The following is a 13,565-nucleotide window of genomic DNA, read 5'->3' on the forward strand; positions in this document are numbered from 1 at the left end:
TACCTGATCCACCACCGCCAGCTTAAAGGCCAGTGTGTAGTCCTTCTGCGTTCTCTTAACCCATTGATCCACTTGACTTTCCTTTCTGATGAACAGAAAGGTGTCAACCTCATTCAGGACGGGTCAGCCATTAAATAAAAGCCGGCTAGTGCCGGCTTTTCCTTTTGGTGCCTACAAGCGGCCTTGCAATAAACGTGACAGTGTCATCGCAGGAACTTGGCGAGCCTCTCACTTTCCGTGTCAACCGACAACGTCAAACGTCGATATTCCCCGCCCGCAACGCATTCGTCTCGATGAAATCCCGCCGCGGCTCCACCTCGTCGCCCATCAGCATGGTGAACACCCGGTCCGCCTCGATCGCATCGTCGATCTGTACGCGCAGCAGGCGGCGCACTTCGGGGTCCATGGTGGTTTCCCAGAGCTGCTCGGGGTTCATTTCGCCCAGGCCCTTGTAGCGCTGGCGGCTGGTGGTGCGTTCGGCCTCGGAGATGAGCCAGGCCATGGCCTGGCGGAAGTCGGCCACTTTTTCTTCCTTCTGCTTCTCGCCTTCGCCGCGCAGGGCCTTGGCGCCCTCGCCGACCAGGCCGCGGAAGGTGCTGGCGGCTTCGGCCAGGGCGGCGTAGTCGGCGCCGTGCACGAAGTCCTGGGTGATCAGGCTGCTCTTGACGTTGCCGTGGTGGCGGCGGCTGATGCGCAGGATGGGCTTGTCGGTGCGCACGTCGAATTCGCCGGCCACTTCTGCGGGGATGCCGTTGGTGGTCAGCTCGCGCAGCTTGGCCTGCAGGTGCACGGCGCTGGCTTCGGCGTCGGCCACGGTGTCCAGGTTCAGGCTCACGCCGTCGGCGATGGCGCGCAGGGCCTCCTTGTCCATGAAGGCGGACAGGCGGTGGATGACGGCTTCGGCCAGTTGGTGCTTTTGCGCCAGGGCGGTGAGGGTGTCGCCGGTCAGGGTCTGCGGGCTGGCGCCGCCGGTGGTCACGCTGGCGTCCTTGAGCGCGATGCGCAGCAGGAAGGTGTCGAGCGCGGGGGCGTCCTTCAGGTACAGCTCTTCCTTGCCGGCCTTGACCTTGTACAGCGGCGGCTGCGCGATATAGATGTGGCCGCGCTCGACCAGCTCGGGCATCTGGCGGTAGAAGAAGGTCAGCAGCAGGGTGCGGATGTGGGCGCCGTCCACGTCGGCGTCGGTCATGATGATGATGCGGTGGTAGCGCAGCTTGGCGGCGTCGAAGTCGTCCACGCCGCTCTTGCCGGATTCGACCGCAGCCTTGCCGATGCCGGTGCCCAGGGCGGTGATGAGCGTGACGATTTCATTGCTGGTCAGCAGCTTTTCGTAACGCGCCTTTTCCACGTTCAGGATCTTGCCGCGCAGCGGCAAAATGGCCTGGAACTTGCGGTCGCGGCCCTGCTTGGCGGAGCCACCGGCGGAGTCGCCCTCGACGATGTAGATCTCGCACAGCGCGGGGTCTTTTTCCTGGCAGTCGGCCAGCTTGCCGGGCAGGCCCATGCCGTCCAGCACACCCTTGCGGCGCGTCATTTCGCGCGCCTTGCGGGCGGCTTCGCGGGCACGGGCGGCCTCGATGATCTTGCCGCACAGGATCTTGGCGTCGTTGGGGCGCTCTTCCAGGTAGTCGGTCAGCGTCTTGGCGACGATGTCCTCCACCGGCGCGCGCACTTCGCTGGACACCAGCTTGTCCTTGGTCTGGCTGCTGAACTTGGGCTCGGGCACCTTCACGCTCAGCACGCAGCACAGGCCTTCGCGCATGTCGTCGCCGCTCACCTCGACCTTGGCCTTCTTGGCCAGTTCGTGCGCATCGATGTACTTGCCGATGACGCGGGTCATGGCGGCGCGCAGGCCGGTCAGGTGGGTGCCGCCGTCGCGCTGCGGGATGTTGTTGGTGAAGCACAGCACCTGCTCGCTGTAGCCGTCGTTCCACTGCATGGCCACCTCGACGCCGATCTCGGTGCCGGGAATGCCGCCGTAGGTTTCGGCCGGGCGCGCGCCCGTGGCGTAGAACGCGGTGGGGTGCAGCACCTTCTTGTTGGCGTTGATGAAGCCGACGAAGCCCTTCACGCCGCCGGCGCCGGAGAAGTCGTCTTCCTTGCCGGTGCGCTCGTCCTTCAAGCGGATGCGCACGCCGTTGTTCAGGAACGAGAGCTCGCGCAGGCGCTTGGCCAGGATCTCGTAGTGGAAGTCGTTGTTCTCTTTGAAGATCTCGGTGTCGGGCAGGAAGTGCACCTCGGTGCCGCGCTTGTCGGTGTCGCCGATGACCTTCATGGGCGAGATCTCGACGCCGTTCACGGTCTCGATGATGCGGTTCTGCACGAAGCCCTGGCTGAACTCGAGCACGTGCACCTTGCCCTCGCGGCGCACCGTCAGGCGCAGCATCTTGCTGAGCGCGTTCACGCAGGAGACGCCCACGCCGTGCAGGCCGCCCGAGACCTTGTAGCTGTTCTGGTTGAACTTGCCGCCGGCGTGCAGTTCGGTCAGCGCGATCTCGGAGGCCGAGCGCTTGGGCTCGTGCTTGTCGTCCATCTTCACGCCGGTGGGAATGCCGCGGCCGTTGTCGGTCACGCTGATGGAGTTGTCCGAGTGGATGGTGACGACGATGTCGTCGCAATGCCCTGCGAGCGCCTCGTCGATGGAGTTGTCCACCACTTCGAAGACGAGGTGGTGCAGGCCCGTGCCATCGGACGTGTCGCCGATGTACATGCCGGGGCGCTTGCGCACGGCCTCCAGGCCTTCCAGGATCTGGATCGCGCCTTCGCCGTAGCCTTCGCTGGCGCCCGCCTGCTGGGTGTCGATCTTGGTGAAGGGCTGCGCTTCGCCCGCGCCGTCGGAGGAAGGCTCGGGCAGGGTGTTCTCAGCGGTCATGGATGGCCTTGGGGTCCGTGGAAACCGGGGGGTTTCCTGAATTTTCAATAAGGGTCAAATCGGCCTCCAGCGCATATTCTTCTAGGGCATGTAGCTACAAAAAGCATAGCACTCACCCCCGGCGCTGGAAGACGGGTGCGTCAGATGCGCATGGGCATCACGACGTACTTGAAGGTTTCGTTCTCGGGGATGGTCAGCAGCGCCGAGCTGTTGCCGTCCGACAGCTCCACCTTCACCATGTCCTGGCCCATGTTGGCCAGGGCGTCGATGAGGTAGGTGACGTTGAAGCCGATCTCGATGGTGTCGCCGCCGTAGTCGATGTCGAGTTCGTCCACCGCCTCTTCCTGCTCGGCGTTGTTGGATGCCACGCGCAGGGTGCCGGGCTCCAGGTTCAGGCGCACGCCCTTGAACTTGTCGCTGGTCATGATGGCGGTGCGCTGCAGGCTGGCCAGTAGCGGGGCGCGGCCCAGGGTCACGCTGTTCTTGTGGTTCTTGGGGATCACGCGGTTGTAGTCGGGGAACTTGCCCTCGACCAGCTTCGTGACGAACTCCATGCCGCCGAACGTGAACTTCGCCTGGTTGTTGGCGAACTGCATCTCGATGTGCGGCTGGTTCTCGCCGCCCGCATCCGACAGCAGGCGCTGCAGTTCCAGCACGGTCTTGCGCGGCAGGATGACTTCCTGCTTGGGCACTTCGACGTCCAGCGTGGCGCTGGCGAAGGCCAGGCGGTGGCCGTCGGTGGCGACCAGGCTCAGCTGCTGGCCTTCGGCCACGAACAGAATGCCGTTCAGGTAGTAGCGGATGTCCTGCACCGCCATGGCGAACGACACCTGGCCCAGCAGGTCCTTGAGCACCTTCTGCGGCACGCTGAAGGCGGGGCCGAAGGCGGCCGATTCCTGCACCAGGGGAAAGTCCTCGGCCGGCAGCGACTGCAGCGTGAAGCGGCTCTTGCCGCCCTTGAGGATCAGCTTGGACTGGCTCGACTCCAGGCTCACGGTCTGGTCGCCAGGCATGGTCTTCAGGATGTCGATCAGCTTGCGCGCGCCCACCGTGGTGGTGAAGTCGCCCGTGTCGCCGCCCAGCTCAGCGGTGGTGCGGATCTGGATCTCCAGGTCGCTCGTGGTCAGCTGCAGCGCGTTGCCCGTCTTGCGGATCAGCACGTTCGCCAGGATGGGCAGGGTGTGCCGGCGCTCGACGATGCCGGACACCGATTGCAGAACCGCGAGAACCTTGTCTTGTGTTGCCTTCAGGACAATCATGTCGTCAACCTTTGGTGGTTTTGGGAAACGTGCCAGGACGGCGGCATGGGCCATGCCCCCTCATGCCGTCCAGCACGCCATTTTGCCCGTGAACCGGGCGCGCTCCGTGGGGGTGCGGGGCCACTTCGGCATCAACCCTTGAGCGTCTGCTCCAGCACGTGCAGCTGCTGGTTCAGTTCGGTGAGCTGCTGGCGCTCGCCGGCGATCTTGCGCACCGCGTGCAGCACCGTGGTGTGGTCGCGCCCGCCGAACAGTTCGCCGATCTCGGGCAGGCTCTTTTGCGTGAGTTCCTTGGCCAGGTACATGGCGATCTGGCGCGGCCGGGCGATGCTGGCGGGGCGCTTCTTGCTGTACATGTCGGCGACCTTGATCTTGTAGTAGTCGGCCACCGTCTTCTGGATGTTTTCCACCGAGATCTGCCGGTTCTGGATCGACAGCAGGTCGCGCAGCGCCTCGCGGGCGAGCTGGATGGAGACTTCCTTCTGGTTGAAGCGCGAGTACGCCAGGATCTTGCGCAGCGCGCCTTCCAGTTCGCGCACGTTGCTGCGCACGTTCTTGGCGACGAAGAAGGCCACTTCTTCGGGCATGTCAGCGCTTTCGGCGCGGGCCTTGTTGATCAGGATGGCCACGCGCATTTCCAGCTCGGGCGGCTCGATGGTCACCGTGAGGCCGGAGTCGAAGCGCGAGACGAGCCGCTCGTGGATGTTGGCCAGGCCCTTCGGGTAGGTGTCCGAGGTCATCACGATGTGGCTCTTCTTGGCCAGCAGCGCCTCGAACGCGTTGAAAAACTCTTCCTGCGTGCGGTCTTTATTCGCGAAGAACTGCACGTCATCGATCAGCAGCAGATCGAGGGAGTGGTAATGCTCCTTGAACTCGTCGAACGTGCGCCGCTGGTACGCCTTAACCACATCCGACACGAACTGCTCGGCATGGATGTAGAGAACTTTGGCGTCGGGCTTGTCGGCCAGCAGCTTGTTGCCCACCGCATGCACCAGATGGGTCTTGCCCAGGCCGACGCCGCCATAGATGAAAAGCGGGTTGTACAGGTGGCCGGGCGAGCCCGCCACGTGCATGGCCGCCGAGCGCGCCATGCGGTTGGCCGTGCCCTCCACCAGCGTCTCGAACGTGAGCGCGGCGTTCAAACGCGAGCGGAAGGCACCAGCAACCGGCTCGTCGCTGGGCGCCGCGGCGGGCGTGGGCTCGGACGACACCACCTGGCCCGTCGGCGTGGATCGCACGTAAGTACGGGCAACGGTCTCACGCTGAGCGAGCGCTAACTCAAGCGACACCGGCTGGCCGTAGAGGCCTTCCAGCAGGGCTGCGATGCGGCCGGCGTATTGCGCACGGATCCAGTCGAGCTTGAAGCGGTTGGCCACCAACAGGGTGACCTTGGAGAAGTCGGGAGCGACCTGGGCGGTGAGCGGCTTGATCCAGGTGTTGAACTGCTGCTCCGGCAGGTCTTGCGCAAGCTGCTCGACGCAGGCTTGCCACAGTCCTTGTCCGGCATCGGCGCCTGGGTCGTTGTCGGGGCTGCGGGAAGGTTCCTCGGTCATTGATGGCGGTTCTTGTTGTGGATAGGAGGAACGATTCAGGGCCGCGGATTGTACCTTTTCAAAGGGTTATCCACAACCTCGGCCAGGGCGCCCACGGCGCGCGCCACCCGCGCCGCAAACCCCCTGCGCTGCCGCCTCGCCATTGCCACGCCGGCACAAGCCTGCAATAATCGCCGGTTTCCCTGAATGCGTTCAGGGCAATAACGCCCGGGCCAAGCGCTTTGATCTTGATCGAAGTGCCGCATCCGGAGGGCCTGGAACCCGCATCTTGCGAGTTGCGCCCGGAACCTAACCCTCAAGGACATTGACCATGAAACGTACTTACCAGCCTTCCAAGACGCGCCGTGCGCGCACCCACGGTTTCCTCGTGCGCATGAAGACGCGCGGCGGCCGTGCCGTCATCAACGCACGCCGCGCCAAGGGCCGCAAGCGCCTGGCCGTCTAAGGCCGCCACGGCACTCGGCCCGGTTCCGGGCGGGAACCCTCCCATGCAACGGCTGAAAACCCGTCCGCAGTTCCAGGCCTCGATGGCCGGGGGAACGGTCTCCCGCACCGCACACTTCGCACTGCACCGACTGGGGCTCGCTCCCACCGGCGCAGCGGCCGCATCGCCTCCCGCACCTCCCACAGGGCCCGGCCCCTTGCCTCATGCGCAAGGGCCGCAGGCCCTGTTTGGCATGGCCGAGCCGCCCGGCGTCTGGATGGGCGCCATGGTGCCCAAGCGCTGGGCCCGCCGCGCGGTCACCCGCAACACCATCAAGCGGCAGATCCATGCCGTGGCCGCCTCGTTCGAGTCCCAGTTGCCGCAGGCCGCGCACGTGGTGCGCCTGCGGGCGACGTTCGACCGCAAGCAGTTCACCAGTGCCACGTCCGATGTCCTCAAGCAGGCGGTTCGCGCCGAACTGCTGCAGCTGTTCGGCTACGCCGTGCGGCGCAGCAGCGGCGCTGCCACCGCCACTGGGGCACCGACGGCGGCGACCCCCCAGCCCGCCCCGGCGCCTGTGTCATGATGCGCGCGCTGCTGATGGCGCTGGTGCGTGGCTACCGGCTGGTGCTGAGCCCCTGGCTCGGATCGGCCTGCCGTTTCGAGCCCACGTGTTCGGCCTATTCGCTGCAGGCACTTGAACGCCATGGCGCCGCGGCCGGAACTTATCTGACGCTGCACCGTCTGGCACGGTGCCAGCCCTGGTGCGATGGAGGGCATGATCCGGTGCCTGATGAACTGCCCCGCGCACTGCGGCTGTTCTCGCGCCTGTCTCCTTCCACCTCCTCCACCCCCTCCTCACCGAAGAAGTCTTCATGAACGACATTCGCCGCACCATCCTGTGGGTGATATTTGGCTTTTCCATGGTTCTGCTATGGGACAAGTGGCAAGTGCACAACGGCCACAAGGCCACCTTCTTCCCCGGTGCAACGCCTGCCGCCGTGGCGCCCGCGTCTTCGGCGCCAGCTGCCTCGGGCACCGCCGGCGCTTCCACCGTGCCGGCCCCCACGGCCGCGGCGGCGCCCGCGAATGCGCAGCAGGTGCCGGGCGGCGTGCCGCAGCCGGCAGCGGCGGCACAGCGCCAGCGCGTCACCTTGACCAGCGACGTGCTGCGCCTGACCTTCGACAGCGAAGGCGGCTCGCTCACGCATGGCGAACTGCTCAAGTACCCCGACATGGCCGACAAGTCCAAGCCGTTCATGCTGCTGGACGAAAGCGCGCAGCGCGTGTACGTGGCGCAGACCGGCCTGATCGGCGGCGCTTACCCCACGCACAAGACGGCGATGTCGGTGGTGGCCGGCAACCGCGACCTGCAGGACGGCCAGAACGAGATCAGCGTGCGCTTCGAATCCGCCGACCTGGGCGGCGTGAAGCTGGCCAAGACCTGGAGCGTGAAGCGCGGCGCCTACGACGTGGCCGTGAAGCACGAGATCGTGAACACCGGCACCGCGCCCGTGTCGCCCCAGCTGTACCTGCAGCTGGTGCGCGACGGCAACAAGCCGCCGGGCGAGTCGTCGTTCTATTCGACCTTCACCGGCCCAGCGGTCTATACCGAAGCCAAGAAGTACCACAAGGTCGAATTCAAGGACATCGAGAACGGCAAGGCCGAAATCGACAAGTCCTCCACCAACGGCTACGTGGCCATGGTGCAGCATTACTTCGCCAGCGCCTGGCTGCTGGGCAACGACGTGCAGCGCGACCTGTTCGTGCGCAAGGTGGACACCAACCTGTACTCGGTCGGCATGATCACCCCGGTCGGCGAGATCGCACCGGGGCAGTCCAAGACGGTGGACGCGCGCCTGTTCGCCGGCCCGCAGGTCGAGACGATGCTGGAATCGCTCACCCCCGGCCTGGAACTGGTGAAGGACTACGGCTGGCTCACCATCCTGGCCAAGCCCCTGTACTGGCTGCTCGACCAGCTGCACAAGGTGCTGAACAACTGGGGCTGGTCCATCGTGGCGCTGGTGTTCCTGCTGAAGATCGCGTTCTACTGGCTCAATGCGAAGGCGTACGCCAGCATGGCCAAGATGAAGGCCATCAACCCCAAGATCATGGAGATGCGCGAGCGCCTGAAGGACAAGCCGCAGCAGATGCAGCAGGAGATGATGCGCATCTACCGCGAGGAGAAGGTCAACCCGATGGGCGGCTGCTTCCCCATCATGATCCAGATCCCCGTGTTCATCGCGCTCTACTGGGTGCTGCTGTCCAGCGTGGAAATGCGCAACGCGCCGTGGATCGGCTGGATCAAGGACCTGTCCTCGCCCGACCCGTTCTTCATCCTGCCGCTGCTGATGACCGCCAGCTCGCTGCTACAGACCGCGCTGAACCCCGCACCGCCCGATCCGCTGCAGGCCAAGATGATGTGGTTCATGCCGCTGATCTTCAGCGTGATGTTCTTCTTCTTCCCGGCGGGTCTGGTGCTGTACTGGCTGACGAACAACATCCTGTCGATCGCGCAGCAGTGGATCATCAACACGCGCATGGGCGTGCCACCGCAGTTCAACCTGCCGAAGTTCCGCTGACCCGCAACGCAGCGCGGATGCGTGCTGCGTTTGCGACACATTCCACGGCCGCTGTACAGCGGCCGTTTTTCATTGGGTACGATGCTTGCTTGCCCCCTGCGGCATCTTTCATCCACTTTCGTTAACCGACGAGGAGACCTGGCCAATGAAACAGCAGCGTACGACTTTCAAATGGAGCGCACTGGGCATCGCGGTCCTGCTGGCAGCAGGATCGGCCCATGCCGCAACGATGCGGTGGGCCGGCGCCAACGACATCCTGACCGTGGACCCCCACGCCCAGAACCACCAGACGACGCATGCCTTCCTGCAGCAGGTGTACGAGAGCCTGGTGCGCTATGACGAGAAGTACCAGATCCAGCCCGCACTCGGCACGAAGTGGACCCAGATCTCCCCCACGCAGGTGCGCTTCGAACTGCGCAAGGGCGTCAAATTCCACGACGGTGCGCCGTTCACGGCCGACGATGTGGTGTTCTCGCTCACCCGCGCCATGACGCCACCCTCGAACATGCAGTCCGCCGTGCAGAGCATCAAGGAAGTGAAGAAGGTCGACGACTTCACCGTGGACCTGATCTTGAAGGGCCCCAACCCCGTGCTGCTGCGCGAGCTGACCGAAGCCCGCATCATGAACAAGGCCTGGGCCGAGAAGAACAACTCGACCAAGGCGCAGGACTATGCCGGCAAGGAAGAGAACTTCGCCTCGCGCAACGCCAACGGCACCGGCCCCTTCATCATGGTGGGCTGGCAGCCCGACGTGAAGGTGACGCTCAAAAAGAACCCGGACTGGTGGGACAAGCCCAAGGGCAACATCGACGAAGTCGTGTTCACCCCCATCAAGTCGGCGGCCACGCGCTCGGCCGCGCTGATTTCCGGCCAAGTCGATTTCGTCGTCGATCCGCCCACGCAGGATCTGGCGCGCATGAAGTCCAGCCCCGACATCACGCTGATCGAAGGCGCCGAGAACCGCACCATCTACCTGGGCCTGGACCAGTTCCGCGACGAACTGCCGGGTGCCGGCACGCCGGGCAAGAACCCGCTCAAGGACAAGCGCGTGCGCCAGGCGCTCTACCAGGCCATCGATTCGGCCGGCATCCACAGCCGCACCATGCGCAACCTGTCGGTGCCTGCCGGCACCATGGTCGCGCCCATGGTCCACGGCTGGAGCAAGAGCCTGGACGAGCGTGCCGCCAAGTACGACGTCGAAGCCGCCAAGAAGCTGCTGGCCGACGCAGGCTACCCCCAGGGCTTCTCGCTCAAGCTCGACTGCCCCAATGACCGCTACGTGAACGACGAAGCGATCTGCCAGGCCGTCACCGCCATGTGGACGCGCATCGGCGTGAAGACCACGCTGCAGGCCGCCCCCATGGCCCAGTTCGTCAGCCGCGTGATGAACAACGACGTGAGCGCCTATCTGTTCGGCTGGGGCGTGGCGACGTTCGACTCGCTCTATTCGCTGGATTCGTTGATGGCCACCAAGGCCGGCAAGACGGCTGCGGGCACCTACAACGGCGGTCGTTTCAGCGATGCCAAGCTCGACGAAATGATCAGCCAGATCAAGGTGGAGATGGACGCGCCCAAGCGCGACGCGCTGATCGCCGATGCCCTCAAACTGGTCAAGGACGAGTACTACTACCTGCCCCTGCACCACCAGATCCGCCCCTGGGCGATGCGCAAGGGCGTGGAGACGCTGCACCGCGCGGACGACCGCCCGATGCCCAACTGGACCACGATCAAGTAAGCCCTCCGATCGGACCGAACGCAAAGCCCGCCCCTGGCGGGCTTTGTCTTTTTGCGGGCGTGGTGCCGCGCCCCGTGAGGGGGCCGCAGCATGCGAACAGCGCAGCTATCATGCCCCGTTCCCACCCCCTTCCCCATCGCATGCTGCCCCGCCACTCCGACCCCATCGCCGCCATCGCCACCGCACCGGGGCGCGGCGCCGTGGGCATCGTGCGGGTCTCGGGCCGGGGCCTGGGACCGCTCACCGAGGCGCTGTGCGGGCGCGCCCTGCGACCGCGCGAAGCCACGTACCTGCCCTTTCGCGATGCGGCCGGCCAGTCCATCGACCAAGGGCTGGCGCTGTACTTTCCCGCGCCACACAGCTACACGGGCGAGGACGTGCTGGAGCTGCAGGCGCACGGCGGCCCCGTGGTGCTGCAGCTGCTGCTGGCGCGCTGCCTGGAAGCCGCCGCCCAGGCCGACGCGGCCGGCGACCGGGCCCGCCTGCCCGGCCTGCGCCTGGCGCAGCCGGGCGAGTTCACCGAACGGGCCTTCCTCAACGACAAGATCGACCTGGCGCAGGCCGAAGCCATTGCCGACCTGATCGATGCGAGCACCGAAGCCGCAGCGCGCAGCGCCAGCCGTTCGCTGGCGGGCGCGTTCTCGCACGAGATCCACCGCCTTCGCGATGCCCTCATCCACCTGCGCATGCTGGTGGAGGCCACGCTCGACTTTCCCGAAGAAGAAATCGACTTCCTGCGCAAGGCAGACGCCAGCGGGCAGCTGTCGAATTTGCAGCAGACGCTGGCCGCCGTCATGCAGCGCACGCGTCAGGGCGCGCTGCTGCGCGAGGGCATCAAGGTAGTGATCGCCGGGCAGCCCAACGCCGGCAAGAGTTCGCTGCTGAATGCCCTGGCCGGCGCCGAGCTGGCCATCGTCACGCCCATCGCCGGCACCACGCGCGACAAGGTGCAGCAGACCATCCAGATCGAGGGCGTGCCGCTGCACGTGATCGACACGGCGGGCCTGCGCGAGAGCGACGACGAGGTGGAGAAGATCGGCATCGCGCGCGCCTGGGACGAGATCGCCGCGGCCGACGCCGTGCTCTTCCTGCACGACCTCACACGCGCCGATGCGGCCGACTACCGGGCGGCCGACGCCGACATCGCCGGCACCATCGCCCGGACGCTGCCCGGCCATGTGCCGGTCATCGACGTGTGGAACAAGACCGATCAGGCACCGGGCCACAGCGCTGCCGCCATCCCGGACCGGCCGGCGGTCCACCTCTCGGCCCGCACGGGCGACGGGCTGGATGCACTGCGCCGCCTGCTGCTGGACGTGGCCGGATGGCAGTCGGCCCCCGAGGGCGTCTACATCGCGCGCGCGCGGCATGTGCAGGCGCTCCAGGCGGTGGACGGCCACCTGATGGAGGCCGCGGCGCAACTGCATTCGCCGGGCCCGGCGCTCGATCTGCTGGCCGAGGAACTTCGGCTGGCGCAGCAGGCCCTCAATGCCATCACGGGGGAATTCACCTCCGACGACCTGCTGGGCGTGATCTTCTCCAGCTTCTGCATCGGAAAATGACGCACCCGCGGAACGGTTGCGTTTTGTAAGGAGTGGTAAAGAGTGCTTGTGCGCCGAACGCATCGGGCTTAACTTCCGCGCCACTATGAATGCTGTGCTGTCATCCCACACCCCAAAAATGGACCTCACGGGTCTCGTGCAGGCCATCGCCCAGGCGCCGGCGGAAGACAGCATGATGAACCCGCTGACCACGGAGCAATGGGACCTGCTGTCGGGCTACCTGCTGCCCATGTCGCTCGCCACCGGCCACACCCTGTTCACGCAAGGCGCCAGCGACCGCACGCTGTACTTCGTGGAAAGCGGCAGCCTCAGCGTGCATTACGAAGACGAAAAAGACCGCCTGCGCCTGGCGATCGTCGGCCCCGGCTCCGTGGTGGGCGAAAGCGCCTTCTTCTCGCACAAGCCCCGCACCGCCACCGTGCAGGCAGGCGCACCGTCCAAGCTCTGGAACCTGACGGCGCTGCGGTTTTCCGAGCTCTCCAACCGCCAGCCGGCCGTGGCCCTCAGCCTGGCCATGGCCATGGGTTCGGTGCTGTCCAAGCGGCTCGGCAACCGCCGCCGGCGTGTTGCTGCGACCTGACACCTGAGCCCCCCATCAGGCCCGTGCCGGCGCCGGCGGACGCGGGAAAGCCATTGGCTCCCGGAGCGCGCGTTACACTCGTTTTCGAACTTTTGGCGCTATCCGAAAAAGGCACGGCATGTCACTTTTCAGTTGGTTCAACCGCAAACCCCCTGCGCCCCGGCAGCGCCCGGCGGTGGAGCCCTCCGGTCTGCTGAATGCAGACGCCACGGTGCCCCTGGTGCCCGGACGTGGCCCTGGCAAACCGATGGCCGAGCCTGCGGCTGAACACGCGGCCAACCGCAAGAACGAGCGCATGGAGCGGCGCGAGCTGCTCTACACCGTGGTGCGCGATGCCATGGTCCGCGCGGGCGTGCTGTCCGCGGGCTACAAATTCAAGGTGCTGTCCCTGGACCAGCGCGGACGCCAGTTCCTGGTGATGATGGACCTGGCCCGCGAATACGGCGGCGAAACCGTCCGCCTGAGCGAGATCGAGGCGCTCATCGCCCAGACCGCCAAGACCCGCTTCGACATTCTGGTGACCGCCGTGTACTGGCGCATCAACGACCATGTGGCCGTCGGCATGCCCAGCAAGGGCCTCGCGCCCCACGGCGTGGCTGGCCCTTCCGTGCCGCACGTGCCGGCCCCGGTGGCGCGCCCTCCGGTCCACGCGCCGGCCCCCGCACCCGTGGCCGCCCCGCCCATCGATCCGCTGCTCGCGCCGCGCAGCGCCCCCCTGGTGCCCCCAGCGCCGCCGGCCCGCGCCCCTGCCAAGGCGTTCGACCCGATCGAGGCCGACGAAGTGGCGGCCTTCAAGCGGGCCCTGGACAACGCCGCCGCGGCCAAGCCCCCCGCACCGGCCCCGCGCACGGGGGTGTCCACGCGCTCGGGACCGCTGCTGCCTTCGACGCCCACCGGCTTCGAAGACACGGAAATGCCGGGCAGCGACGCGCGCTCGCCGGACCTGAGCAACACGCAGTACGGCGACCTGCGCTGAGCCGCACCAGCGGCGGCAAGGG

11 protein-coding genes are annotated in these 13,565 nt (G+C 66.1%); 8 read left to right on the forward strand and 3 right to left on the reverse strand.

Annotated features, from left to right (window positions below):
• Positions 1-253: 253 nt before the first annotated feature.
• The 3 genes from gyrB to dnaA all read right to left on the reverse strand — a co-directional run bounded on the left by gyrB (position 254) and on the right by dnaA (position 5,684).
• Positions 254-2,872: a DNA topoisomerase (ATP-hydrolyzing) subunit B gene (gyrB, locus tag AVKW3434_RS19155; protein WP_284407091.1), complete on the reverse strand. Its 2,619-nt coding sequence runs from the start codon at positions 2,870-2,872 to the stop codon at positions 254-256.
• Positions 2,873-3,012: 140 nt separating this feature from the next.
• Entirely contained in the window at positions 3,013-4,131 is a 1,119-nt protein-coding gene (gene dnaN, locus AVKW3434_RS19160) for a DNA polymerase III subunit beta (protein ID WP_284397642.1), read from the reverse strand.
• A 131-nt stretch (positions 4,132-4,262) separates the two neighbouring features.
• Entirely contained in the window at positions 4,263-5,684 is a 1,422-nt protein-coding gene (gene dnaA / locus AVKW3434_RS19165; protein WP_272566399.1) for a chromosomal replication initiator protein DnaA, read from the reverse strand.
• A gap of 310 nt (positions 5,685-5,994) precedes the next feature.
• Here dnaA and rpmH point away from each other — a divergent pair, with 310 nt between their 5' ends.
• From rpmH to AVKW3434_RS19205, 8 genes are all read left to right on the forward strand, one after another.
• A complete protein-coding gene (gene rpmH, locus AVKW3434_RS19170; RefSeq protein WP_005798102.1) occupies positions 5,995-6,129 on the forward strand; it encodes a 50S ribosomal protein L34 in 135 nt (44 codons plus the stop codon).
• 43 nt (positions 6,130-6,172) lie between these two features.
• Positions 6,173-6,694, forward strand: a complete 522-nt coding sequence (locus tag AVKW3434_RS19175) for a ribonuclease P protein component (protein ID WP_284407092.1) — start codon at positions 6,173-6,175, stop codon at positions 6,692-6,694.
• Positions 6,691-6,987, forward strand: a complete 297-nt coding sequence (yidD, locus tag AVKW3434_RS19180; protein ID WP_284407093.1) for a membrane protein insertion efficiency factor YidD — start codon at positions 6,691-6,693, stop codon at positions 6,985-6,987. The genes AVKW3434_RS19175 and yidD overlap by 4 nt, the downstream gene beginning before the upstream one ends.
• Positions 6,984-8,690: a membrane protein insertase YidC gene (gene yidC / locus AVKW3434_RS19185; protein WP_284407094.1), complete on the forward strand. Its 1,707-nt coding sequence runs from the start codon at positions 6,984-6,986 to the stop codon at positions 8,688-8,690. Before yidD ends, yidC begins: the two co-directional genes overlap by 4 nt.
• Positions 8,691-8,835: 145 nt before the next feature.
• Entirely contained in the window at positions 8,836-10,425 is a 1,590-nt protein-coding gene (locus AVKW3434_RS19190; protein ID WP_272566396.1) for an ABC transporter substrate-binding protein, read from the forward strand.
• Positions 10,426-10,565: 140 nt separating this feature from the next.
• Positions 10,566-11,987, forward strand: a complete 1,422-nt coding sequence (gene mnmE / locus AVKW3434_RS19195; RefSeq protein ID WP_284407095.1) for a tRNA uridine-5-carboxymethylaminomethyl(34) synthesis GTPase MnmE — start codon at positions 10,566-10,568, stop codon at positions 11,985-11,987.
• An 85-nt stretch (positions 11,988-12,072) separates the two neighbouring features.
• Entirely contained in the window at positions 12,073-12,567 is a 495-nt protein-coding gene (locus AVKW3434_RS19200; protein WP_272566394.1) for a Crp/Fnr family transcriptional regulator, read from the forward strand.
• A gap of 118 nt (positions 12,568-12,685) precedes the next feature.
• Positions 12,686-13,543 (forward strand): hypothetical protein, encoded by an 858-nt coding sequence (locus AVKW3434_RS19205; RefSeq protein ID WP_272566393.1) that lies wholly within the window; start codon positions 12,686-12,688, stop codon positions 13,541-13,543.
• Positions 13,544-13,565: the final 22 nt, after the last annotated feature.

Source organism: Acidovorax sp. SUPP3434 (assembly GCF_030159015.1).
Lineage (GTDB): Bacteria > Pseudomonadota > Gammaproteobacteria > Burkholderiales > Burkholderiaceae_C > Paracidovorax.

What these genes read in the sequence shown, in the direction of transcription:
- gyrB (WP_284407091.1), bottom strand. Translation starts at nt 2,872, where the DNA reads ATGACCGCTGAGAACACCCTGCCCGAGCCTTCCTCCGACGGCGCGGGC.
- dnaN (WP_284397642.1), bottom strand. Translation starts at nt 4,131, where the DNA reads ATGATTGTCCTGAAGGCAACACAAGACAAGGTTCTCGCGGTTCTGCAA.
- dnaA (WP_272566399.1), bottom strand. Translation starts at nt 5,684, where the DNA reads ATGACCGAGGAACCTTCCCGCAGCCCCGACAACGACCCAGGCGCCGAT.
- rpmH (WP_005798102.1), top strand. Translation starts at nt 5,995, where the DNA reads ATGAAACGTACTTACCAGCCTTCCAAGACGCGCCGTGCGCGCACCCAC.
- AVKW3434_RS19175 (WP_284407092.1), top strand. Translation starts at nt 6,173, where the DNA reads ATGCAACGGCTGAAAACCCGTCCGCAGTTCCAGGCCTCGATGGCCGGG.
- yidD (WP_284407093.1), top strand. Translation starts at nt 6,691, where the DNA reads ATGATGCGCGCGCTGCTGATGGCGCTGGTGCGTGGCTACCGGCTGGTG.
- yidC (WP_284407094.1), top strand. Translation starts at nt 6,984, where the DNA reads ATGAACGACATTCGCCGCACCATCCTGTGGGTGATATTTGGCTTTTCC.
- AVKW3434_RS19190 (WP_272566396.1), top strand. Translation starts at nt 8,836, where the DNA reads ATGAAACAGCAGCGTACGACTTTCAAATGGAGCGCACTGGGCATCGCG.
- mnmE (WP_284407095.1), top strand. Translation starts at nt 10,566, where the DNA reads ATGCTGCCCCGCCACTCCGACCCCATCGCCGCCATCGCCACCGCACCG.
- AVKW3434_RS19200 (WP_272566394.1), top strand. Translation starts at nt 12,073, where the DNA reads ATGAATGCTGTGCTGTCATCCCACACCCCAAAAATGGACCTCACGGGT.
- AVKW3434_RS19205 (WP_272566393.1), top strand. Translation starts at nt 12,686, where the DNA reads ATGTCACTTTTCAGTTGGTTCAACCGCAAACCCCCTGCGCCCCGGCAG.